Source organism: Dokdonia sp. Asnod2-E02 (assembly GCF_045063915.1).
In the GTDB taxonomy this organism is placed as follows: Bacteria; Bacteroidota; Bacteroidia; order Flavobacteriales; family Flavobacteriaceae; genus Dokdonia.
On the sequence record NZ_JBEFNX010000005.1, the window covers coordinates 1,893,913 to 1,917,718 of the forward strand.

Consider the following 23,806-nt stretch of genomic DNA (forward strand, 5'->3'; position numbering starts at 1 on the left):
CTGTTATTTCTTTTTTCGCATCAACTTCGCAGTCATCTTCTTGATTCTGTCGGCTAGTTTTTCGCTGCTCAATTTTTCGCGTAAGCGGTCTGTAATTATTGGAAAAGATAAAGGCGTAGGTTGCTCGCAATCCATCCAGACAATTTCTTGCGTCTCTATACGCTCAAGCGCTTGCTGCAATCGACCTTCTTCTAGCTGATGCTCAAAAGTCTCTGTAAATGCTTGTTGAAATAATAAATTATCGGCCTCATAATCACGGAACACATCAAAAAACAGCTGACTACTACTTTGTAGATGTTTCTGCTTGATTTGCTTGTTTGGGAAGCCAGTAAAAACAAGCCCAGAAATTACCGCGATATCTCTAAATTTTCGCCTAGCCATCTCCGTAGCATTGAGACTATTTTGCAAGTCGGCGTGCATATATGCCGTAGTAAATAGGTCGTTATCTAGTAGCTGCTGTATGTCTATAGGTTGGTCTGAAAGTAGCTCAAAACCGTAGTCATTAAAGGCAAGAGAGAAGGTGATAGGGTCTAGCAGGCTAAGGCGATACCCAAGTAAACTTCCCATAGCCTCGTGCACAAAACGACCTTCAAAAGGGTAAAAAACGTGATGATAGCCATCGCGCGTTTTAAAAGTTTCAATGAGCAGTTGCTCATCACTTGGGATGATGCTCTCTACCTTTTGCTGTCTAAAAATGTGCTCTAGCGCATTAATCTCTAAAGACCGCTTTCGCGAAAGCGAATTCCCAGTATACAGTTCCTCTCGTAGCAGCTGCGACATCTGGCTACTTAAAGTGAGTCGGCCGCCCATCCACGAGGGAACTTTATTAGTTTTCTTTGAGCTGTTGCGCACGTGCACTTCCATATTTTTAATACGGATAAATTCTAGGTTGCGACCAGCAAAAGTAAACACATCACCACGCGTTAACTTACTGATGAAAAACTCCTCAATAGTGCCTATGTAACCACCTTTTTGATATTTGACTACAAGGTTTGCATCGCTCACAATGGTACCTATTTGCAGGCGATGGCGCATTGCCACCATACGAGAATTCACTTTAAATCTGCCGTCCTCAATAATCTCCACCTTCTTATACTCATCATAAGCTTGCAGGGATTGCGCACCCATCGTCATAAAATTAAGGCACCATTCCCATTGCTCTTTTGTCATTGCTTGAAAGCAAAACGTAGTCTGTATCTCTGGCCAGATATCTTCGGGTAAAAATCCGTCAGACACGGCTAGCGTCACGAGATATTGAATCAGTACATCAAAACTATTGAGATACGGAATTCTATCTTCTACCGTGTTTTCCTTAACGGCGCGCTGCAAAGCAGAGGCTTCTACTAGCTCTATGGCGTGCGTAGGCAAAAAGTAAATCACACTCTCCTTACCAGGGCTGTGACCAGATCGCCCAGCACGTTGTAAAAAGCGAGCGACACCCTTTGGTCCACCTATTTGGATAATGGTTTCAACAGGCGCAAAATCCACTCCGAGATCAAGACTAGAAGTACAAACTACCGCCTTGAGAGAGCCGTTCCGAATGGCGCCCTCAACCCACGTGCGCGTCTCCTTATTGATACTCCCGTGGTGCATTGCAATCTCTCCCGCATACTCAGGATGTGCCGCAAGAATGCGCTGAAACCAGATTTCACACTGGCTGCGCGTGTTCGTAAAAAGTAAGGTCGTCTTGCTGTTGTTGATAATGGGTACGACGTATTCCAGCAAATGCAATCCCAAATGACCACGCCAAGGAAAGGTTTCCATCTCGTCTGGAATGATAGACTTGACAGTGATTTTTTTGTTGATGTTTGCTTTGATAATTACGCTTTTGCGAAAAGCGTCACTCTCATAACCCAGCAATACTTCTCGAGCTTGCTCTAGATTCCCAATCGTTGCCGAAATCCCCCAGATACGCATATTTGAAGCGACAGTTTTCAATCGGCTCAAGGCGAGTTCCATCTGGACACCCCTTTTTGTGCCTAGTAATTCGTGCCACTCATCTACTATTACAGCTGAGCAATTTTTAAAAACTTTCTCATACCCTTTTGAGGCAATCAAAAGCATCAAACTTTCTGGGGTAGTAATTAGCAAGTCTGGCATAGAACGCTTTTGCTTGGCACGTTCAGATTGTGGAGTATCTCCATTGCGTATTCCCACCGTCATCTGTGTGCCGAGATCTTGTGTAATACGAGAAGCCGAAAGCTCAATCTCATTAGAAAGCGAGCGCAGCGGAGTGATCCAAATAGCCTTAAGTCCTTTTTTATGTTTGGTCTTGTAATCAGGGTTTTGTTTGATGTAATTAAGAACCACCGGAAACCAAAGCGCATACGTCTTACCACTCCCCGTAGGCGCATTAAGCAATCCATTTTTACCCGCCAGAAATGCCTTCCACGTTTGTTTTTGAAACGGAAAAGGTTTCCAGTCTTGCGACTGGAACCAGTTATTTGCGATATCGAGTAGTTCTTTATTATTCATAATTACGAGTGTAGCGAAGTAATCTGTTGCAATCCAATAACCACCAAACCAAATACACCTTTTACCATATTTCTTTTATTAAATAATCTTCACTTCCAAGCGAAGCGTAGGAACTTGCCAAATCTAACCAGTCAGGATTTTTACTTTCGATTAATGAAATTTTCCGTTTTCTATTTCCAGATTTTAACTGCTTTTCTCTTGCGAGAGCTTCATTATGCGTTTCAAATAATTCGTAGTACATCAAGTTGTAGCAATTGTATTGCGCGCTAAAAGACTTGGGGTAATATTTAGTCTTATGTTGAACCATTCGTATTTTAAGATTGCGAGTCGCTCCTACATAAAGAACAGTTTTATTCTTATTAGTTAGTATGTAAGTGTAATATGGCATCTTAATGAAGTTGATATTGTGAATGTTCTTACTCTTATGCGGAGATTTATATGTTGCTTTCTAGCATCATTATTTTGTGGGCGGGAGAGATTCCTTCACAACTTGCCCTTCGGCCTCGTTGCTCGGAATCATCCCTTTCAAATCCTCTAGTGTATTTGCATCTTCTATCTTCTTGTCGTGTCGCCAGCGTAGCATCCTTGGAAAACGTGTGGCTATACCACTTTTATGTCTTTTTGATAACGCTATACCTTCAAAGGCAATTTCAAACACGTGATGCGGAGTTACAGATCTCACTGGTCCAAAACGTTCTAACGTGTTTTTTTTAATCCAGTTATCTACTTTTCTAAACTCGGCATCTGTGAGGCCTGAGTAGGCTTTTGCAAAAGTAACGAGCTCGGTTTTATCTTCATTCCATAAACCAAAGGTGTAATCTGTAAATAAATTACTTCGTCTACCGTGACCACGCATTGCATAGGTGAGCACAGCATCAATGGTGAGCGGATCTACTTTCCATTTCCACCAGTCGCCTTTTTTTCTACCTACGCGATAGGGGCTGTCTTTACGCTTAATCATTAATCCTTCCGAGCGCATCTCTCTGCTACGTTCTCTTTCTTGCGCCATCGTTTCCCAACTATCAAACTCCATTGTCTCTGAAATGCCAATAGGCAGTTCTTTTTCTGCGATATTGCTATATAACGATTCGAGTATTATTCTCCTTTTCGCGAAAGCGGTCTCACGCAAGTCTTTTCCTTCCCATTCTAAAATGTCATAAGCCTTGATAATTACAGGCACCTCTTTGAGCATTTTCTTGCTCACCGTTTTACGCCCTATACGCGCTTGTAAGTCGTTAAATGTGCCAATCTGCCCATCATAAAAAGGCAGTAACTCACCATCTATGACGGTTCCGTCTGGTATATGTTCTTTGAGAATCTCTAGTTCTGGGTACTTATCTGTAACTAGCTCTTCACCGCGACTCCAGATAAAAATCTCGCCATTACGAAAGATGGTTTGTGAGCGAATACCATCCCACTTATGTTCGGCAAGAAAGTCTGTCACATCACCCAGCGCCGAAGGTTCATCTTCAACTGCATAGGCAAGATAAAATGGATATGGTCTTGAAAACTCTTGACTTGCATCTTCCTCGATAACCAGATCGTGAAAGGTGACCGTCTGCGGTTTCCAGTCGCCCATTAATTTATAAGCAAGCACATCTTCTTCTATATCTGTAGCTTGTGATAATGCACGCGTCATTAACTTTTGACTCACGCCTATTCTAAATCCTCCGGTAATAAGCTTTGTAAACACAAAACGTTCATAATAGTTGAGGTTTGCCCAATTGTCAAACAAGTATTCCTTTTTCTCTTCATCGGTTTTTCGCTTAAGCGAAATCATCTCTTCCAGAAACTGAGTAAGCGACTTCTCAGAAGATGCTGTTGCTGCGGGAACCACGAGTGCAATCGTTTCTGCTAGGTCGCCCACGATGTGATAGCTCTCTTCAAAAAGCCATAATGGGATGTTTGATAGTTCGCTCGCCCACTCCCTAAGTAAGGTTGTATTCACAGGTCGGGGAGGGCGACGATGCGATAAGATGGCAATCGTCCAGACCTTGTCTTTATCTGGCGCTTCTTTAAAATAATGCGCAAGCGCTTTGACTTTTTCGTTAGTCTTGTTTGTAGAATCTAGGGTCTTTATGAGTGCTGCAAATAGTTTCATATGCTAGTTTCCTCCTCCTCTTTTTTTGCATCTCCTTCTGCTAGTTCGCCTTCATATTGCGTTTCTTCTGTACGAGCATCATAACCCAGACCGCGTAAATAGCGCGAGAAAATATCTGTATAGCCGTGTGTACAGATAATTTTTTCTGCTCCCGTAGCTTCTATACTTTGTAGTAAGCTAGGCCAGTCACAGTGATCGCTCAGCACAAAGCCTTTGTCAATAGCTCTGCGTCTTCGTGCTCCTCTAAAAGCCATCCAGCCGCTAGCACTTGCGGTTACGTATGGCACCATCTTGCGTATCCACGTACTGCCGTGAGTGGCTGGTGGTGCTAGGACGATACTTCCTTTAAAATCTTCTTTTTTGGTATCTCTAGTGATTAATTCTGTTGCCGGCATATCGATCATAGGGCGCAGTACCTCAGTCATTTTTTCGATAGCGCCGTGTGTGAGTATCTTTCCGATACTCGGGTCGAGGTGTTTTAATAATCGTTGTGCTTTACCTAAGCTGTAAGCAAAAAGGACAGAGCACTTTCCTTCGGCTTTGTTTTGCGCCCACCAAGTATTTATGTCGTGCATTACTTCGGCTTGTGGAGTCCACTTGAATGCTGGGAGTCCAAAGGTACATTCGGTAATGAAAGTGTTGCATTTTACGGGTTCGTAGGGTTGAGAGATACCATCTACTTCAGTCTTATAATCGCCTGTAAATATCCATACTTCGCCCTTGTGTTCTACACGTATCTGACTAGACCCAGGAATGTGACCAGCGGGATGAAAGGTAAATTTTACATTGTTGATGTTTACGCTTTCGCGAAAGCGTACCCCAGAAACATTGATATCTCCCAATCTATGAGAAATAATAGGCACATTGTTCTCGTGAGTGATGTACTGTTTATGTCCCCACCGACTATGGTCTGCGTGACCGTGCGTGATGAGGGCTTTATCTACAGGTTTCCACGGGTCGAGATAGACCTTTGCGGGCGGGCAGTAGATGCCCTTATCTGTAAATTCTAGAAGTGGTTTTTTCAACAGTTTGTTGGGTTTTTTAGTAAAGGTAAGGGAGAAGATGTATTAGTCAATTATCACGTGTAGAAGTAGTCCTTGGTTTGAGGTCTCACCTTCTGTCGCAGTGTTCTTGTACTTAACTTTAAACTTCTCGCCTGTTACTTCATTTGCTTGCAACTTCTTAAGTGAGATGCTTGCTTGTGAATCGCTCACAAGAATGAGAGGTTCTTGTTGCTCATCTGTAAAGAAGAAGTAACCTCCCTCATAAGCATCAAAAGTGAGCGTTTCTGTAAGTACTTCTTTTTTGCTCGTACTAATCTCTGGTGAGAGCATTGTAAAAGAGATGACTGTCGTAAGTAATAGTATGATGGATTTCATAATAGTAGTGTTATGTTATAAGCTTTTCTTTATCAATTGTTTTGAAGAAGTTGCTCTTCTTCTATCATAAAGATAGGGAGGCGCGTAGCTTTTATTTTATTTATTAACCTGGTTTTGTGACTGCTAGTTAATGGTTTGTGAAAGACAAGTGGCTGTGGATGCTTCTTTTTTATTACATAAATAACTTTTGGCATCAGATTTGTAACATTCAAAAAAAGAACGTGTCTCTTATGTAAATCAAAAAGCAAAACAGTATGAACACATCAGTAAAAAATCGCCCGTCTAATTATGACCAGGCAACCGAAAATATAAAGCGCAATCTTGAAAGATACGGTAGATTACTGCATATGAAAAAGTTCAGAAATCCTGCTTTCACATTTGTAGACCGTCACTAGATATATATTATTTGAATTAGCTTTAAAAGCCCTAGATTTTTAAGAAGTCTAGGGTTTTTATGTTGTAGTGCAATCTCGTAGCTTTACGATAAGTAACTACTATATGAATCTTACCTTAAGTATACCGGCTCTTTTGTTTCCTGCAATCTCTTTAACAATGCTTGCATATAACGCTCGCTATCTCGCTATTGCAGCACTTATTAGAAACTTGCACGCCTCTTACCAAGAGACGGGCTCTGAAGACGTGCGTCTTCAAGTAACTAAGTTGAGAAAGCGTCTATCTATCATTAAAAATATGCAGGCGGTGGCGATTGTAAGCTTTTTACTAGCAGTGATAACGATGTTTCTTATTTATATAGATATCACCTTCTGGGCAAACTTAGTCTTTGCTGTAAGTCTGGTTGCTCTTATGACCTCCCTTATTTTGTCACTTGTAGAGGTGCAATTGTCTACAAAGGCGTTGAGTATACAACTCAAAGATATGGAGCAATAAAAAAGCCCTTATCTGTGAGATAAAGGCTTTCTTGTACCGAAAGTGGGAATCGAACCCACACTCCAAAGGAACGCGAGTTTGAGTCGCGCGCGTCTACCAATTCCGCCATTTCGGCTAGTGGAAACAACCGCTTGAGTTGTTTAGAGAGCACAAAATTAAAGAATATTTTTATCTACCCACCACAAAAGCACGCTTTTTGTACTGCTGCACTCATTTTTAATTACTATTTTTGCACCTCCTTAGAGGAAACATAACAACCGTAACTCATTATAAATGACTGCTACCGCACCGCAACCGAAGATTTTTGCTTGTCAACAAAGCAAGCCACTGGCTGAAAAGATTGCAAAAGCTTTTGGGCAACCATTAGGAAACGTAATCACATCAACATATAGCGACGGTGAGTTTCAGCCTTCTTTTGAAGAGTCTGTACGTGGATCACGTGTGTTTATTATAGGGAGTACGATGCCATCATCAGATAATATGATGGAAATGTTATTGATGCTAGATGCTGCAAAGCGTGCAAGTGCAAGACACATTACTGCCGTGATACCTTATTTTGGGTGGGCGCGACAAGATCGTAAGGATAAGCCACGTGTGCCTATTGCTGCAAAGCTTATGGCAAGCCTACTAGAAACAGCTGGTGCTACACGTATTATCACAATGGATTTACACGCAGATCAAATACAAGGATTTTTTGAGAAGCCAGTAGATCATCTATTTGCAAGTACAATTTTCCTTCCTTATTTAAAGGGGTTAGGATTAGAAAATCTTACCATCGCATCTCCAGATATGGGAGGTAGTAAGAGAGCTTATGCATATAGTAAAGCAATGGAGAGTGACGTAGTTATTTGTTACAAGCAACGTGCAAAGGCAAATGTTATCTCACATATGGAGCTTATAGGTAGTGTAGAAGGACAGCACGTAGTACTTGTAGATGATATGGTAGATACTGCCGGAACACTTACAAAGGCTGCAGACCTAATGATGGAAAAAGGAGCATTAAGCGTACGTGCAATATGTACACACGCCATCTTAAGTGGTAACGCTTATGATAAAATAGAAAATAGTCAACTGGCAGAATTGATCGTAACAGATTCAATCCCGAGAGACCATAAAAGTGATAAGGTAAAGGTATTAACTTGCGCCCCACTTTTTGCAGATGTAATGCACCGTGTTAATAGTAACACGAGTATCGCATCTAAGTTTATTATGTAATATATTTTTTTAACTATAATTATTTAACAATGAAATCAGTTTCGATCCAAGGATCTAAAAGAGAAAGCGTAGGCAAGAAAGCTACAAAAGCCTTACGTAATGCTGGACTGGTACCTTGCGTAGTATACGGAGGGGACGAGCCATTACATTTCAGCGCACCAGAACTAGCGTTTAAAAATTTGGTTTACACTCCAGACGCGCACACTGTAGAGATAGAGCTAGACGGTGTAACCGTACAAGCTATCTTACAAGACATACAGTTTCACCCGGTAACTGATCGTATCTTACACATAGACTTCTACCAGATTTTTGAAGGTAAAGAGGTAACTATGAACATCCCAGTACACTTTACAGGTAACTCTAAAGGTGTTCGTAATGGTGGTGTTTTACGTAAAACAAACCGTGTACTACGTGTGAAAGCACTTCCTAAAGATCTTCCAGATTTTCTTGAGGCAGATATTACTGAGCTTAAAATTGGAAGTAAATTATACATAGGAGAACTTCCACAAGAAAACCTTACACTTATGCACCCAGACAACACAGTTGTATGTCAAGTGAGAACTTCACGTACTGCCGTTGTTGACGATGAGGATGAGGATGAGGATGATGTTCCATCAACAGAAACAGATGACGCTGCTGCAGTTGCAGAATAAGCAAAGCCTGTTATATTTATACAAAAGCATCTCGTTCTTCGAGATGCTTTTTTTATTTTTATACATTAGTGACTATCGGTATCCCATAACAAAGCGATTACCTTGTCATTGCTATTAAACTCCTAACTATGCTCGCTTTTTTTGGAAGACTTTTTAATAAATCTAAAGAAGATGAAGCAGCAGTAGACCCTATGAAAAAATTTCTCATCGTTGGTTTGGGTAACATTGGTCCCAAATATGAAAACACACGTCACAATATAGGTTTTAAAGTAGTAGACGCTTTCGCGAAAGCGCAAGAAACCACCTTTGAAACCGAAAAGCTAGGTGACATCGCGCGCACTAGAGTAAAAGGTAAAACAGTAATACTGCTGAAGCCTAATACCTTTATGAATCTAAGTGGTAAAGCCATACGTTACTGGCTACAACAAGAAAAAGTCCCTGTGGAAAACCTACTAGTTATCACAGATGATCTTAACCTAGAGTTTGGAACCATACGTGTAAAAACCAAAGGCTCAGACGGAGGACACAACGGTCTTAAGGATACGCAAGCACAGCTCAATACCACTAAGTATAATAGATTCCGTTTTGGGATAAGTGATCAGTTTTCAAAAGGAAGACAGGTAGATTATGTGCTAGGTGAGTGGACGGCAGATGAGAACGCAGCACTACCAGAACGACTAGATAAAGCCAGCGAGGTCATAGCCTCGTTTGTAAAAGCTGGGATAAATAATACAATGAACGCCTACAACGGAAAATAGTAGTGAAAACTCATAACAGCGCACATACATTTACCTCTCAAAAAGGAACCGTGGTGACCATAGGCACCTTTGATGGCTTGCACCTAGGTCACAGAAAGATTATAAACAGAATAAATGAGAGCGCCCGCGCAAACGGCTGGGAGTCGTGCGTACTTACTTTTTTTCCGCACCCGCGTATGGTGTTACAAAAAGATACATCGCTCAAGCTTATAAACACCATTGCAGAGCGTGAGCAACTGCTTGAGAGTTTAGACCTTGATCACCTGGTAATACACCCTTTTACACTAGATTTCTCTCGTTATCACGCAGAGACTTTTGTAGAAGAAATACTGGTAAACAGCCTTAATGCAAAAAAAGTGATTATAGGGTATGACCACCGTTTTGGCCGTAATCGTAATGCAAATATTGAAGATCTAAAGCGTTTTGGAAAAACGCTGGGCTTTGAGGTAGAGGAAATCTCAAAACAAGAACTAGAAGATGTAGCCATAAGCTCAACTAAAGTGCGCAAGGCACTAGTAAGTGGTAATGTTGCACTAGCAAATAGTTATCTCAGTGCGCCTTTTATGCTTAATGGAGTTGTGGTAAAAGGTAAAAGCCTAGGTAGAACCATAGGCTACCCCACTGCAAACCTAGAAATAGCTGAAGACTATAAACTCATCCCCGCACAGGGCGTTTATGTAGCAAAAGCAATCATAAACGGTAAGCCAGTATTCGGGATGATGAATATAGGTACAAACCCTACGGTAGGAGGAGAGAAGCAAACTATAGAGACCTACTTCTTTGATTTTGATGAAGACCTTTATGGGCAACAGCTGGAGATACAACTACTAGAACGTATAAGAGAAGAAAAAACCTTTGATACTATAGATGAACTTGTCGCAGCGATGAAAACTGACGAAGCTTTTTCTCGTAACTACATAGCAGCACTAGAAGAATCAAATTCTCAAAACGCTTAACAAATGGGAATTAACAAGCTACTCTTTACAAGAATAGATAACAGCCCACTCATCGTTTTTAGAGTGTTTTTTGGTTTTCTTATTACTTGTGAGGCTTGGGGAGCACTCATTACTGGCTGGGTACGTCGCATACTTGTTACGCCAGATTTTACATTTAACTTCATAGGCTTTGACTTTTTACAAACCTTCCCTGGCCCTGGACCACAAATGTATGCTTGGTTTGGGTTAATGGGCATTTTTGGGGTGATGGTAATGCTAGGCTTTAAGTATCGTGTGGCTATTGTAGGCTATGCGATTATGTGGAGCACGGTATATTTTATGCAAAAAACAGCATATAATAACCACTACTATCTCTTGATGTTATTGCTCTGGATTATGGCAATACTGCCTGCGCACAGATCCTTCTCACTAGATGCACGCTTTCGCGAAAGCGTAAGAGGCCTCTCTATGCCACGATGGATCACACTATTTATAATATTACAGCTGTGGATTGTGTATACATACGCCTCTATTGCAAAAATATATCCTGACTGGCTAGATGCTACGGTGCCAGAAATATTAATGCGCGGTAAGAAAGATTACTGGCTCGTGGGGGGTGTATTGCAGCAAAAGTGGACACACTGGGTGATTGCCTACGTGGGAATCCTTTTTGACGGATTAATTATCCCAGCATTGCTTTGGAAAAAGACGCGCAAGTGGGCATTTTTTATCTCTATTTTCTTTCATCTCTTTAACTCGTTTGTGTTTCAAATTGGGATTTTCCCATATATGTCACTGGCGTTTACCGTGTTCTTTTTTGAGCCAAAAACCATACACCGTATTTTCTTAAAAAGGTGGAAACCTTATTATGACAACACAAGTGACGATGTCGTATTACCTAAGTATAAGGGAGTTCTTCTAGCGGTGTTTGCCGTGTATTTTATCTTTCAAATAGGTTTGCCACTGCGCCAGCATTTTATACCAGATGATGTGTTGTGGAGCGAGGAGGGACATCGCTTGAGCTGGCGTATGATGCTACGTTCTAAAAGCGGTACCGTCAAGTTTACGATAGAAGATAAGACAACAGGAAAACGTACTCCGCTAGACCACAAAGAATATCTTACTAAAAATCAACAGCGCAACATACGCTCTAAGCCAGATGTGATTTGGCAATTTGCACAGCATATAAAACGTCTTAAAGCTGCTCAAGGAGAAGATGTGGCTATCTATGTGCGCTGTAGAGTGCGCATTAATGGGCGCCGTTCTAAATTATTGATTGACCCTAAGGTAGATATTGCGAGCGTGAGCTGGCAATGGTTTGAGCATAATAGCTGGGTGCTAGAAAGTGAGGATTATCTCAATGATAAACCATTTTTTCCTAGTGTAGGCTCTTTAGAAAAGCAGGAAGATCTTCGTGACTCCACGAGAGTTCGCCCTCCACTAAGATAACGGGAGTGTTAATCGTACCAGTTACACCTTGTGCCTCTAGCAGGTCCCACATTAATTTATGGTTCTTTTTATTATCTGTTATATTGAGAAGCTTAAATGGCACATTATTATCTAGTAAATATGCGGTAGATCGCTGGCAGCGAGGGCAATCTGTATTATCAAAAATCACTATACCTGTATTAATCTTTGAGAGATCTCTTAATACTTTACCTTTAGTTCTGGCAGCAATGACCTCTTTTTTGACCTGTTGTTCTTTGATGTTAGGCACTTCCTTCCAGCTCGTGCTATATTTGTAATTATAAGCGCCTGCGATGGTAAATGATGCAAGTGTAGTTGTAGTGCTAGGAGCAACCTTTTTTGTGATTGGTCTGGTATAGCCACGCAACCCTTTTCGCTGCGTGAGTGTAAGTGTTACCTCTTGTGTTATAGCAGAGTTATTTGTGCAAATAAACACTAGCTTTTGATCCTGCTCTGTTGCTTCTATTTTTACAGGTTGGTTTTGAGCATTTGTAAACGTAGTGGTAATGAGGAGTAGTACTAGTATTAATTTCATTTGAGTCTTTTTTATAAAAATAATCAAAACCGCTCTGGAGGAGCGGTTTTAATTATATCAAACTGATTATTAAAAACTAATCTTTTAAAGTAAAAGTAATTTGCTAATCAATTGTTCCAATATTAATGGTGCACTTACGAATCCAATCAGTTTTTGATTTCTCAAAAAACCAAAGTTCATAACCTATTTTACGTGAAGAGATTAATAAGACCGCTTCAGATTTATTTTTTGAAATAATGGGATAGGATACTTCAAAATGTCCATTTTCCTTATGTAGCAAATTTTTTTTATAGCGTATGAGACGCTCTTTGTTAACTTCAGATGAATCTCTACCGTATGCTTTATTAAAGGCCTCAATATTTTTAGCCACTAATAACTCCTTTTTGTAGGGTACCACGTTTAGGGTCTCCAGTTTTGTAAAATCAATAAAAGACCCGGCAAGCGAAAGTTGTCTGCTGTAATATAAACTATCTTCCTTGACGTCAAATTTTGGTAAAATATAATCATTATACTCAACCTCTTTATAACGATCGTAATAGCTCAAATTTTCCAACATAAGAGCATTACTTTGGGTAGTCGTAGGGCTTAGTTTAGAAAATACTGGATTTAATCGAAGAGGATTTTCTTTTTTTGCTTCAACCACCTTCTCTTGAATGTATAAGCTAATTGCGTTATCTATGATTTTATAATGGTCAGAACGCTCAGTCTGCGTGTAGCAGGACGTAGGTATCAGTGTTATTAGTAAGAAATATAAAATTATTCGCACGGGTTTCCTTTTTCGTTATCTGTTTAATATGGTGTAGTTTGTTGTTCAATTGTATTCCCAATAAAGAAAAACTAGAATTATAATAGTTATTGTGAAAAGCAACCTTAGAATAATTCTTTTAAGGTTGTCATTCCTTCTAATACTTCTTGAACAATATTCCAATTTGGCCTGTTGTTTATAGCATTGTTAATATTGGAGGTTTATCCGTTATCACCTACAAACTGTTTTTAGAAGAAGAAAATACGCAATAATTAGATAGTTAACCGTAAATTTTTTTCCTTTCACCTCCTTGTAGCCATTGGGACAAGGTCATTTCTAATGGCATAAATTCAATTCCTGTACAAGTTTCTTCTATAAGCTTTTTGAGTTTTTCGGAAACAATATACTTTACAGTTCCCTCGACGTGTTGTAGGGCAAAAAAATCTTCAGAGATTGAAGGGTTTAGTTTTACTTTTGATATAAATAACTGGCTAAAACCTAACTCTCTTTTTTTTTCCAAATTTTCTTTGAAAATTTTATACGATTTGAAGGATAGATTTTGAACAAAGTTCCCTCCTTCTGCTTTACTCATTTTTCCCAAAAATTGAGATTTACGGAAGTCTATAAAATCCATATCAAATTCAAATATGTTTAAACACCAATAGTCGTCAAATCGTTTCTCGCGATGAACTATAGGGCATTTAAAAAATTGAAGTCCAGTTTTTCTATGATTTTCAAGTATGGTTTTCAGTTTACCGCTTACCAGCAACTTTCCAACAAAACCAATCCCTACGGTATGAATTAAATCTGTAGTTTTTGATGATTTAAATAATGAGGGTATGGATACAATGGGATCGAAATATGCTTTCTCAAATTGAATGCGATCTATAAATTTTGGGTCATCCCAAACGTGACAATTATGAGTTACCTTTTCTATCTGCGGGTAATGACCAATAGTTTTCTTATTTCCAGAACTTCTTATAGAATAGAATGTCATTTTAAATTTATTAATTAATTACTCTCCGTCTGTGCAAAAACCCTAGAACTATCAAGTGCAAATAGAATAATTGATTTGATTAATTCTCTATCACCTCAATATTGCGATTAAAAACTAAAGTGTCTCTGCTCATTATTTCATAGAAGTTTTGATTCTGTATTTGAGTATTTACTATATCCTTTTTATAAAATTGCCGTTGACACGCAACTAGAATGAAAAATATCATAAAAAATAGAAAGCTCCTAAACATTCTAATGGGTCTATTATATCCTTATTTTTTTACTTACTTGGCTAATAGTGCTTAAAACTAATTAAGTATGAATCTAAAATAGTTTTAATCTAGAGGCGGAGCTTCATTTGCAATTTTGACTAAATCAATGGTCTCATTTGATGGAAAATTAGGATAGAGAATATTTATTTCACAATTGCTATAAATTGTTCCAGCTGCATAAAGACCAACACTGGCGTTATTCTCATCACTAAATTTCCAATAGCCAGGACTCCCAGAAACAGGTACTTCTATTCCATCTATACAAGCTCTTCTCGAATAATCTGCAAATGAAACTGCAACGATATTAGAACTATCAAAACCATCATTTATAGGAATCATACCTATTCCTCCACGTGCCTCATCTTGTCTTTCATTAATTAACTCTTGTAATACAGACTTGGTGTTAATTAATTCTATTCCATTTTCCTTGTATATGTAATACCCATATATCTGATCACGACTGAAATTTATATTTCCATAAGTAATGGGCACATTTTCATCTTTATATAAATTTAATACTATCTCCTTATTGCCATCTGTCCAAGACCATACACCAAGATAGTTGGTAAAGATGCCATTTACATCTTTAAAGTAGATATCATTCTTTTCGCCAGAAATAGCGCTTAAGGATTGATAATCTTCTATTGGGACTTCGGTTTGGCTCAATAGATTGTAGCTCGATAAAATTAGTATTAATAAATAAGTGTTTTTCATTATGGATAGTACAAATCAAAACCTTCTTAGTGTGGAGGCTTTGGTTCACTTTTGTTATTGTTTAATCAACGTATAAATTCCTTCTGGAATACTCATTAATTCAGGGTTTTCTAATGTTAGATCATCTATTGGAAGAAAAGCTCCATTAAATAGCTGTATTCGTATTTTTTCTTAAATTAGGACTCTATTCTACTTTTTTCCAAGTTATTCCAGACCTCCTTGAAGTCAAATACATTTTACTATTTGAAAAATCAAGAGTATCTCTAGCTTCTATAAATGGGAGTCCTTTGGTTAGTTTATTGGCTAGATATATGTCAATAAAGTGCTGACCATTGTTTTTTACGCTCACATATAAATTATGATAACCAGGATGTGAAATTTCAAAAACTAGGTATTTTTCCGAATTTTCTAACTCAAATAAACACTTTCCGAGATGATCTGCCACTTTACCACTTTTCCTTCCTGCAAGAATTACGTTTGTCAAAGGAATATATTCCAATGTTTCTTGATCCCTAATAGATATAACAATAAATGTAGAATCATTTTGGGTTATTCTATTTTGACGATCTTTATAGTAGCCTAATAGCACAGGTTTATTGTTATAATTAACTATTAAGAGTTCATCTTCGGTAAACGTATATTTACCTACACTTATTTGTTTAATACCCAGACTACTTCCCTTTTCTCTCGTAAATGATCCGTTCGTTTCAAATATCAAAAGGTCATTCGAGTGACCATCTATTAATGCGTTGTATGTTGAGGAAAGTTTCTCCTGTGCAAACGCTCCTGAACTACCAAGTGTAAATAGAATAATTATGTTAACAACCTTTATCCAGCGCATCTTCGTTATTAGTTCTCTCATTAATAGTGATTTGTTCTATCTCTGTGGTGGTCGCTAGATGAAAAATAGATTTTAAATTATTTCTTACTGCTTAGTCAATGTCATCTCTGTTGGTAATGACCACTCACCTGTGTAGTTTGTATAAATTTTAACACCTTCACTAGTATAAAAAGATACCTCTGCTTCTGTAGGGGATGTTAGTATAAATTTACCTATTCTCACTCTATTACTTGCCGCATCTTTAATAACTAATCCATAAGCGGTTGGACTTTCATAATACAGGCTAAAGTCATTATCCATACCAGCGGTAATTGTTGTTCTTTCAGAAATTATAACGCCATTATTAATGTACTTATATTTGCCATTTAGGGCATCATAAAATGTGTTACTCTTAATTGGATGAGATACCATTTCAAATTTCTCAAAAGTTACTTCAAATGAGCTTGAGCCGTCTGTATATAACCATTCTCCTTCAAGTTGAGTTAGATCATTATTTATATCCTTTACGTAGTAATTGTTATCAGGCCAATCAAGAACACTAGTTCCTAATGGGAATATTTCTTGAGCTGTTAGCGTAGAAGTTATTGAAGCCAGTATTATGATTAAAAAATTTTTCATTTATCTGTCTTGAAAACACATTTGTTATTGCAACGTCATAATGTAGGTTTGATACGGTATTCTAGGAATTAAATCTTGGTCACTCCCCTCGCCATAGGTAAGATAATGCCGCATTTCTAATTTTTCAACCCCATTTTCTTGAAAACGTCTTAATACAGATGAACTTCTAAGATTACGTTTTTCTGGATCAATCCAGAAAAGCATCAATCTTCTATCATCCGGCTGGCAATTACCGCAAGGTGGTCTGTGGTAATTTGCCATTAATAAATTACCTGATACATAATGCTTATGTCCGATAATTGTTGGATCGTCAAGTAAAGGGAGGTAATCCATTATAGTTTGACCATCTTCAACATATTTATATTCTCCTACGATTAAATCTTCGCTAGTCGTTTCAAAAGAATTTGTAATATTCTCTTTTTTTAGTAGTCTAATGGTTAGTGTTTTGGTGCCATCAGTCCATTCCCACACTCCTTCAAAATTATCTAAATCATTATCTAGGTCTTTAAAATATGAACCGTCAGGAGCATCTGGATCTGCCTGCCACAAGGGCGTAATTTGTGCTTTGCAGCTTAAACTAATTGTTAAAATAAATAATAGTAAAGGTGTATTTTTCATTTATCTGTTTTGAAAATCCTTTTGTTATTGCAAGGTCATAATGTAGGTTTGATACGGTATTCTAGGAATTAAATCTTGGTCACTCCCCTCGCCATAGGTAAGATAATGCCGCATCTCTAATTTTTCAACTCCATTTTCTTGAAAACGTCTTAATACAGATGAACTTCTAAGATTACGTTTTTCTGGATCAATCCAGAAAAGCATCAATCTCCTATCATCTGGCTGGCAATTATTGCAAGGTGGTCTGTGGTAATTTGCCATTAATAAATTACCTGATACATAATGCTTATGTCCGATAATTGTTGGATCGTCAAGTAAAGGGAGGTAATCCATTATAGTTTGACCATCTTCAACATATTTATATTCTCCAACAAGAATATCCTCAGATTTATTGAAAGTTCCATTTTCAATGTTTTCTATCTTTCGTAAATCTAAAGTTAAGGTAGTGCCATTGTTATCTGATTCCCACACTCCTTCAAAATTATCTAAATCATTATCTAGGTCTTTAAAATATGAACCATCAGGAGCATCTGGATCTGCCTGCCACAAGGGCGTAATTTGTGCTTTACAGCTTAATACCAAGCAAGCAAATGCAATGATGTATGAGAGATGTTTACCAATATCCATAATTGAGATTTCCTATTTTAAACCAGTCGTTATCTTTGTACACATATAACGCGCATTGGCTCGTAATTCCAGATAGATTTGAGTTGTAATCAGACCATTGTACAAATGCTATTTGCTTAGATGGATTTCTATATACTCCTGTAATCAGTCTATAAACCTTAGCTTCTATATTTTCTGCATCATAATCGAGTAAAAGATCTGATTCTAACATAGCCTTTATTTCAGAATTTAATGGAGTTGCAACCACTTTATCAGACGCAAAAAATTCTAAATCTTTATTAGTAAGAATGTTATTATACTTAAAATAATTGCTTCTTAGAACACAAGGAACAGCATTGATAGAGTCTTTGTGTTTTTTAAGCACTTCTTTGCAAAGACTATCTGATTTACGGAACTTCTCTAAGTTTCCTTTGTATTCGCCCAGACAAACTTTTTTGAATTCTCCCTTTGTTGAGAAAACTAATGGTGTGTCTTTATAATTTGCCTGATAATCTTTAATGACCTTTTCAAAAATCTTGAGCGCGTTTTTATCTTCTGCTTTTCTTTCTACTTGGCAAGATGACAGTATTATAAGTAATAAAAGATAAGTTAAGGTCCTCAGTATATTCACAAGACTCGTTTGTAGAAGTGAGTCACTATAAACCCACCTAAAATATGAGGAGTAAAAAGCACTGCTCGGTTTTTTGATTGATGAATGACTGTAAAATTACAACCACTCGCGGCTACAATTTTACGGATTTCCGTAAAACGGGCGGTATTTTTTAAAATTTCTCTAGCAGCTTGTAAAAACTAGGTGGTGGCTTTCCTTTTACTTGCGGGCATTTCCTTAAATTTACCCTTTCGTTTTTAAAACCCATTTACTATGCTAGAAGTAGCACACATTAGAGAAAACAAAGAAGCTTTCGCGAAAGCGTTATCTAAAAGAAACATAGACGCCGCAACCTTACTAGATCAAGTAATTGCTGCAGATGAGTTACGTCGTAACTCCCAGTCACAGTTAGATGAAGTACTTGCAGATAGTAATAAGTTTTCTAAGGAAATTGGGATGCTTTTTAAAAGCGGAGAAGCGCAAAAGGCAAATCTCTTAAAGGAGAAAACAGCCGGTCTCAAAGAGCAGTCTAAAACACTACAGGAGCAGCTTAATACGGCTACAGAAGAGCTTCAAAATTTACTATACCAACTACCTAACGTGCCTCACGATAGCGTGCCAGAAGGTAATAGTGATGAGGATAATGAGGAGATCTTTAGAGAAGGAGACATCCCGGTACTACACGATGCGGCGCTACCACACTGGGAGCTTGCAAAAAAGTATGACATTATAGACTTTGAGCTAGGTACAAAAATTACGGGAGCAGGTTTTCCAGTATATAAGGGTAAGGGAGCTCGCTTACAGCGCGCGCTTATCTCTTATTTTTTAGATAAAAATACAGCAGCAGGCTATACAGAGTACCAGGTGCCACACCTTGTAAATGAGGCTTCTGGTTTTGGTACAGGGCAACTTCCAGATAAGGAAGGGCAAATGTATCACGTGACAGAAGACGACTTATATTTAATCCCTACGGCAGAGGTGCCGGTGACTAATATGTTCCGCGGTGATTTGCGCAGTCATAGTGAGTTGCCTATCACTTGTACGGGATATACACCTTGTTTTAGAAGAGAGGCAGGATCTTATGGAGCGCACGTACGTGGGCTTAACAGGTTGCACCAGTTTGATAAAGTAGAGATTGTGCGTATCGAGCACCCAGATAACAGTGCTGCGGCGCTAGACGGGATGGTAGATCACGTAAAGACAATCTTGCAAGAACTAGAATTGCCATACAGAATCTTGCGTCTCTGTGGTGGTGATCTTGGGTTTACTAGTCACCTTACGTATGATTTTGAACTTTTTAGTACAGCACAAGATCGCTGGCTAGAGATAAGCTCTGTGTCTAACTTTTTGACCTTTCAGGCAAATCGTTTAAAACTTCGTTTTAAAGACCAAGATGGACAAAACAAGCTTGCCCACACACTTAACGGTAGTGCGCTTGCATTGCCACGTGTACTTGCAGGGATTTTAGAAAATTGCCAAACTCCAGAAGGGATAAAAATCCCTAAGGCACTTGTGCCGTACTGTGGTTTTGATATGATAGATTAAAAAAAATCACTTTCCACGCAAAGTCATTTCTTTAATGAGAAGGAGTGTAACCTTTGTAATGGAACACTATTATAATATAGAAACGTGCTGCAGCAATGCTATGGCACGTTTTTCGTTATCTTTAGGCTATGAAGAAGAGTTTGTTACTACAAGTTGTTATGATGTTGCTGGTTTCCGCTTTCGCGAAAGCGCAATCAGAACAGCTAGCGCGCAATTATGCAGACCAAGGCGAGTATCAAAAAGCCATTATCTCTTACAAAAAAGCCCTAGTAAAACAACGCGGAAACAGTGTGCTACTCGCTGGCCTCATAAAAAGTTACCAGCAACTAGAGCAGTATAATAAAGCCGAAGAGGTGATAAGTCAAAATCTTAAAACCACGAGAGATAAAGGGTTTTTACTTGTAGAGTTAGGGTATAACCACCAGTTACAAGCGCAAGACTCTATAGCCAGAAGTTATTATGATCAGGTAATTGAAGGTGTGGCACAGGGTACAATGAATCCTTATCGCGCCGCTCGCATCTTGCAACAGCATAGCTTGCTAGAAGAAGCCGTGCGTACTTATGAGGTGGGTATGGAGACTAACCCTAATTCAAATTTTAATATACAGCTAGCAAAACTATATGGGGAGCTAGGTGAAGTGCAAAAGATGTTTGATGCCTATCTCAACCTTATAAATAGAAGCGGGAAGTATGTGCAGGTGGCACAACGCAATTTCTCAATTTATATAAATGATGACCCGCTTAATGATGCAAATATCATTTTTAGAAAAACACTACTCAAGCGATTACAGTCTGAGCAAAACGTACTTTATAACGATTTGCTTAGTTGGCTATTTATCCAGCAAAAGCAGTATAACAAAGCCTTTGCTCAAGAAAAAGCTATTTACCGTCGTACAGACGGTAGGTACGAAGGTTTAGAAAACCTTGCAGATATTGCGATAGAAGAAGGTGAGCTAGAAGATGCTAGAGAGATTTTACTATTTTTAAAAGAAAACATCGCAAATGAAGATGTAAAGCTAGAAGCCGAACAAAAACTTATAAAGATAGACATCGCTAGTGCTAGCACTGGAGATGCCCAAGAAGCTATAAAAAACAGGTATGAGGCTATTCTTGATGAGTATGGTCAAACACCATTTACCATACCGCTACAGATAGATTATGTGCATTATTTAGCTTTTAATATGGAGCAGCCAGATGCCGCGATTACGTATCTCAAAAAATCACTTAAGTCACCGTTAAGAAGATTTGATGAAGCGCGACTCAAGATGGAGCTTGCAGATGTACTCGTGCTTAAAGAGAAGTTTAATCAAGCACTTATCTATTACTCACAGATCCAGAACAAGATTAAAAACAATGTCATCTCACAAGAGGCACGATTTAAAGTGGCAAAGACGAGTTACTATAAGGCAGATTTTGACTGGGCAGAGGCGCAGCTCAATGTGCTTAAAGCGGGAGCCACACAACTCATTGCAAATGATGCCCTAGAGTTGCTACTCGTGATACGAGATAACTCTATGGATGATAGCTTGCAAACGGCGCTCAAAAAGTATGCTACGGCAAGCCTGCGTGCATATCAAAACAAGACCGAAGAGGCTATCACGCTATATGATGATATACTAGAGGTTCATAAGGGAGAAAAGATAGAAGACGAGGCACTACTATCTCAAGCAAAACTTCTTGAAGCTAAGAAAGACTTCAAAAAAGCCGAAAAAAACTACCTCACAATCATAGAATATTATAGCGATGGCGTACTGGCAGATGATGCTTATTATCGTCTAGCAAGATTATACGAAGGACCGCTCAATGAGCCAGAAAAGGCAAAAAATAATTATGAGCGCATCATTTTTGACCTTGCAGACAGTATCTATTATGTAGAGGCACAGAAGCGATTTAGGAATTTGAGAGGAGATGCAATAAATTGACATGGCAAAGAAGAAAAAAATAGACTGGCTCAACCATTTTCTGGAATTTATTGTGGTTGTCATTGGTATTTTGCTTGCTTTTCAGCTCAATACGTGTTCTCAAGCAAAGAAAGAGGGGGAGCTTGTTGATAGACACATTGAGAGTATAATTGATGAAACTGTTTACAATCAGAATAACGTAAAGAGGAGTTTAAAGTCTTCTAATGCTATGCTAGCGCTAGTAGATACTCTAGCTGTAGTTGTAAATGATAAACAACGCCTTAAAGGTGAGTACTGGCTAAGTTTTAAGTTACTTGCGGCAGATTATCTTTATATTAAAAAGAATGCTTACAATACACTTATGGCTACTGGCGACGTTAGATTTATAGAAAATCCAGTACTTCAAAATGATATTGTAGGTATTTATGAATATTATGGCTGGGCAGAGGGAGTAGATGAACAGAGCCGGAGTACAATGACAGAGTATTATTATCCTTATCTGATAGATTATTCAAATATGACTTCGGATACACTGGAAAATCCAGCTCCTTATGAGACTCAGAAATTTAAGAATATTCTAGCTTCATATGGATACGCTTTAAGAGAACGAATTAAAAAACAAGAGGATCTTGATAATGTAATTCAAGAATTTTTAGAAAAATATAAAAAGAACTAATGCTTATATATAACGTTACCATAAACATAGAAGAGTCTGTTGAGAAAGAATGGCTTACCTGGATGCAAGAAGTACACATACCAGAAGTGATTGCAACCGGAAAGTTTGAAAAAGCACTTATGACAAAAGTACGCGCCGAAGAGGAAATGGGCGGAGTAACCTACTCCGTACAATATGGTTGCCCTAGCCAGCAGCACCTTGATGCCTACTATGCAGAAGATCAAGAAAGAATGCAAGCGTCTATTAACAAGTTTGCGGGTAAATTTGTCGCTTTTAGAACAGAGCTCGAGGTAATCTCGCAGCACTAGTTTTCAGGCAAGGAAATACAAGTAACACCTACTCACTAGCTCCACTACGATGTCAAAACAACAAAAGAAGAGAAAATTTGAAAAGCCGCACGCAAATCGTGGTCATCGCGATCAAGGGGTGAAGGCAAAAAAGCACTTGGGGCAACACTTCTTAGGTGACGAGTCTGTAGCAAGAGATATTGGGGACACGCTCACATTAGAAGGGTATAAACACATCTTAGAGATAGGACCTGGGACAGGAGTACTCACTAAGTATATTCTAGCAAAACCAGCGCAACTCACGGTGATGGATCTAGATACGGAGTCTATTGAGTATTTAAGAAGCTCGTTTACGCTAGAGCATAAGCTCAATGATGAGAAGTTTACCGTACTAGAAGCCGATTTTTTAAAGTACGACCTAGACACTATTTACCCTGGAGAGCCATTAGCAATTACCGGGAACTTTCCATATAACATTAGTACGCAAATAGTTTTTAAAACTATTGAGCATAAAGAGCGCATCCCAGAGTTTACGGGAATGTTTCAAAAAGAGGTTGCCGCACGCATTTGTGCAGATCACGGGAGCAAGACCTACGGCATTTTATCTGTACTGGCACAAGCATTTTATGATGCAGAATACTTATTTACGGTACCTCCCACCGTTTTTATTCCGCCACCTAAAGTAGATAGTGGAGTTTTACGCTTAAAGCGAAAAGAAAACTTTAAAGACATAGGTTGCACAGAAGAGATGTTATTTAAGGTCGTAAAAATGGCATTTCAGCAGCGCCGAAAAACGTTGAGAAACAGTCTTAAGGGTATGGGGTTAAGTGACCGCTTTCGCGAAAGCGAAATTCTCAATAAACGCCCAGAGCAAATCTCTGTACAAGGCTTTATAGAACTTACAGCAGCAATCACAAAAGATATACAAGAGCAGTAAAATCTCTAGGCATTGTAATTACTCTGCGCAAGGG

General features: G+C 38.6%; 26 protein-coding genes and 1 tRNA gene. 12 read left to right on the forward strand and 15 right to left on the reverse strand.

The window, feature by feature from the left end:
• Nucleotides 1-3 precede the first annotated feature (3 nt).
• From ACJJVM_RS08590 to ACJJVM_RS08610, 5 genes are all read right to left on the reverse strand, one after another.
• Entirely contained in the window at nt 4-2,475 is a 2,472-nt protein-coding gene (locus tag ACJJVM_RS08590) for a ligase-associated DNA damage response DEXH box helicase (RefSeq protein WP_405211422.1), read from the reverse strand.
• A 61-nt stretch (nt 2,476-2,536) separates the two neighbouring features.
• Complete coding sequence (locus ACJJVM_RS08595) at nt 2,537-2,863, reverse strand: GIY-YIG nuclease family protein (protein WP_298323005.1); 327 nt, start codon at nt 2,861-2,863, stop codon at nt 2,537-2,539.
• Nucleotides 2,864-2,932: 69 nt separating this feature from the next.
• A complete protein-coding gene (locus tag ACJJVM_RS08600) occupies nt 2,933-4,576 on the reverse strand; it encodes an ATP-dependent DNA ligase (RefSeq protein ID WP_405211423.1) in 1,644 nt (547 codons plus the stop codon).
• A complete protein-coding gene (locus ACJJVM_RS08605) occupies nt 4,573-5,601 on the reverse strand; it encodes a ligase-associated DNA damage response exonuclease (RefSeq protein WP_405211424.1) in 1,029 nt (342 codons plus the stop codon). The genes ACJJVM_RS08600 and ACJJVM_RS08605 overlap by 4 nt, the downstream gene beginning before the upstream one ends.
• 42 nt (nt 5,602-5,643) lie before the next feature.
• A complete protein-coding gene (locus ACJJVM_RS08610) occupies nt 5,644-5,955 on the reverse strand; it encodes a hypothetical protein (RefSeq protein WP_405211425.1) in 312 nt (103 codons plus the stop codon).
• A gap of 254 nt (nt 5,956-6,209) precedes the next feature.
• On the opposite strand from ACJJVM_RS08610, the gene ACJJVM_RS08615 reads away from it, so the two are divergent.
• Nucleotides 6,210-6,350 (forward strand): hypothetical protein, encoded by a 141-nt coding sequence (locus ACJJVM_RS08615; protein ID WP_298349369.1) that lies wholly within the window; start codon nt 6,210-6,212, stop codon nt 6,348-6,350.
• Nucleotides 6,351-6,453: 103 nt separating this feature from the next.
• Entirely contained in the window at nt 6,454-6,843 is a 390-nt protein-coding gene (locus ACJJVM_RS08620) for a DUF2721 domain-containing protein (protein ID WP_298349366.1), read from the forward strand.
• A 34-nt stretch (nt 6,844-6,877) separates the two neighbouring features.
• Here the strand turns inward: ACJJVM_RS08620 and ACJJVM_RS08625 are convergent.
• Nucleotides 6,878-6,958, reverse strand: a tRNA-Leu gene (locus ACJJVM_RS08625).
• A 158-nt stretch (nt 6,959-7,116) separates the two neighbouring features.
• Here ACJJVM_RS08625 and ACJJVM_RS08630 point away from each other — a divergent pair.
• From ACJJVM_RS08630 to ACJJVM_RS08650, 5 genes are all read left to right on the forward strand, one after another.
• On the forward strand, nt 7,117-8,058 hold the full coding sequence (locus tag ACJJVM_RS08630) for a ribose-phosphate pyrophosphokinase (RefSeq protein ID WP_038597861.1): 942 nt from the start codon (nt 7,117-7,119) through the stop codon (nt 8,056-8,058).
• Nucleotides 8,059-8,087: 29 nt separating this feature from the next.
• The gene (locus ACJJVM_RS08635; protein ID WP_298349361.1) at nt 8,088-8,711 is read left to right on the forward strand and encodes a 50S ribosomal protein L25/general stress protein Ctc; all 624 of its coding nucleotides are present in this window, start codon (nt 8,088-8,090) and stop codon (nt 8,709-8,711) included.
• Nucleotides 8,712-8,839: 128 nt separating this feature from the next.
• A complete protein-coding gene (pth, locus tag ACJJVM_RS08640; protein ID WP_298349358.1) occupies nt 8,840-9,469 on the forward strand; it encodes an aminoacyl-tRNA hydrolase in 630 nt (209 codons plus the stop codon).
• Between the two features lie 2 nt (nt 9,470-9,471).
• Nucleotides 9,472-10,425, forward strand: coding sequence for a bifunctional riboflavin kinase/FAD synthetase (locus ACJJVM_RS08645; RefSeq protein WP_405211426.1), 954 nt, complete (start codon nt 9,472-9,474; stop codon nt 10,423-10,425).
• 3 nt (nt 10,426-10,428) lie between these two features.
• Nucleotides 10,429-11,853 (forward strand): HTTM domain-containing protein, encoded by a 1,425-nt coding sequence (locus ACJJVM_RS08650; protein ID WP_405211427.1) that lies wholly within the window; start codon nt 10,429-10,431, stop codon nt 11,851-11,853.
• Here the strand turns inward: ACJJVM_RS08650 and ACJJVM_RS08655 are convergent.
• The 9 genes from ACJJVM_RS08655 to ACJJVM_RS08695 form a co-directional block, all read right to left on the reverse strand.
• A complete protein-coding gene (locus tag ACJJVM_RS08655; protein WP_405211428.1) occupies nt 11,783-12,406 on the reverse strand; it encodes a glutaredoxin family protein in 624 nt (207 codons plus the stop codon). The two genes, ACJJVM_RS08650 and ACJJVM_RS08655, sit on opposite strands and share 71 nt — an antisense overlap.
• 103 nt (nt 12,407-12,509) lie before the next feature.
• Complete coding sequence (locus tag ACJJVM_RS08660; protein ID WP_405211429.1) at nt 12,510-13,049, reverse strand: hypothetical protein; 540 nt, start codon at nt 13,047-13,049, stop codon at nt 12,510-12,512.
• Nucleotides 13,050-13,431: 382 nt separating this feature from the next.
• Entirely contained in the window at nt 13,432-14,148 is a 717-nt protein-coding gene (locus tag ACJJVM_RS08665; protein ID WP_405211430.1) for an imm11 family protein, read from the reverse strand.
• A gap of 334 nt (nt 14,149-14,482) precedes the next feature.
• Nucleotides 14,483-15,133 carry a DUF6705 family protein gene (locus ACJJVM_RS08670; protein ID WP_405211431.1) on the reverse strand — a complete coding sequence of 217 codons (651 nt, stop codon included), beginning with the start codon at nt 15,131-15,133 and terminating at the stop codon, nt 14,483-14,485.
• Between the two features lie 184 nt (nt 15,134-15,317).
• Complete coding sequence (locus ACJJVM_RS08675; RefSeq protein WP_405211432.1) at nt 15,318-15,995, reverse strand: hypothetical protein; 678 nt, start codon at nt 15,993-15,995, stop codon at nt 15,318-15,320.
• A gap of 63 nt (nt 15,996-16,058) precedes the next feature.
• Complete coding sequence (locus ACJJVM_RS08680; RefSeq protein WP_298349346.1) at nt 16,059-16,592, reverse strand: DUF6705 family protein; 534 nt, start codon at nt 16,590-16,592, stop codon at nt 16,059-16,061.
• Between the two features lie 24 nt (nt 16,593-16,616).
• Nucleotides 16,617-17,210, reverse strand: coding sequence for a DUF6705 family protein (locus tag ACJJVM_RS08685; RefSeq protein ID WP_405211433.1), 594 nt, complete (start codon nt 17,208-17,210; stop codon nt 16,617-16,619).
• Between the two features lie 24 nt (nt 17,211-17,234).
• The gene (locus ACJJVM_RS08690; RefSeq protein ID WP_405211434.1) at nt 17,235-17,837 is read right to left on the reverse strand and encodes a DUF6705 family protein; all 603 of its coding nucleotides are present in this window, start codon (nt 17,835-17,837) and stop codon (nt 17,235-17,237) included.
• Nucleotides 17,824-18,447, reverse strand: a complete 624-nt coding sequence (locus ACJJVM_RS08695) for a hypothetical protein (RefSeq protein ID WP_405211435.1) — start codon at nt 18,445-18,447, stop codon at nt 17,824-17,826. The genes ACJJVM_RS08690 and ACJJVM_RS08695 overlap by 14 nt, the downstream gene beginning before the upstream one ends.
• A 252-nt stretch (nt 18,448-18,699) precedes the next feature.
• Here ACJJVM_RS08695 and serS point away from each other — a divergent pair, with 252 nt between their 5' ends.
• The 5 genes from serS (at nt 18,700) to rsmA (ending at nt 23,772) form a co-directional block, all read left to right on the forward strand.
• Nucleotides 18,700-19,971 carry a serine--tRNA ligase gene (gene serS / locus ACJJVM_RS08700; RefSeq protein WP_405211436.1) on the forward strand — a complete coding sequence of 424 codons (1,272 nt, stop codon included), beginning with the start codon at nt 18,700-18,702 and terminating at the stop codon, nt 19,969-19,971.
• A 128-nt stretch (nt 19,972-20,099) separates the two neighbouring features.
• Nucleotides 20,100-21,893: a tetratricopeptide repeat protein gene (locus tag ACJJVM_RS08705; RefSeq protein ID WP_405211437.1), complete on the forward strand. Its 1,794-nt coding sequence runs from the start codon at nt 20,100-20,102 to the stop codon at nt 21,891-21,893.
• A 1-nt stretch (nt 21,894) separates the two neighbouring features.
• Nucleotides 21,895-22,548, forward strand: a complete 654-nt coding sequence (locus ACJJVM_RS08710; RefSeq protein ID WP_298349335.1) for a hypothetical protein — start codon at nt 21,895-21,897, stop codon at nt 22,546-22,548.
• Nucleotides 22,548-22,856 (forward strand): DUF4286 family protein, encoded by a 309-nt coding sequence (locus ACJJVM_RS08715; protein ID WP_298349332.1) that lies wholly within the window; start codon nt 22,548-22,550, stop codon nt 22,854-22,856. The genes ACJJVM_RS08710 and ACJJVM_RS08715 overlap by 1 nt, the downstream gene beginning before the upstream one ends.
• Nucleotides 22,857-22,905: 49 nt before the next feature.
• Nucleotides 22,906-23,772, forward strand: coding sequence for a 16S rRNA (adenine(1518)-N(6)/adenine(1519)-N(6))-dimethyltransferase RsmA (rsmA, locus tag ACJJVM_RS08720; RefSeq protein WP_298349329.1), 867 nt, complete (start codon nt 22,906-22,908; stop codon nt 23,770-23,772).
• The last annotated feature ends 34 nt before the right edge of the window (nt 23,773-23,806 follow it).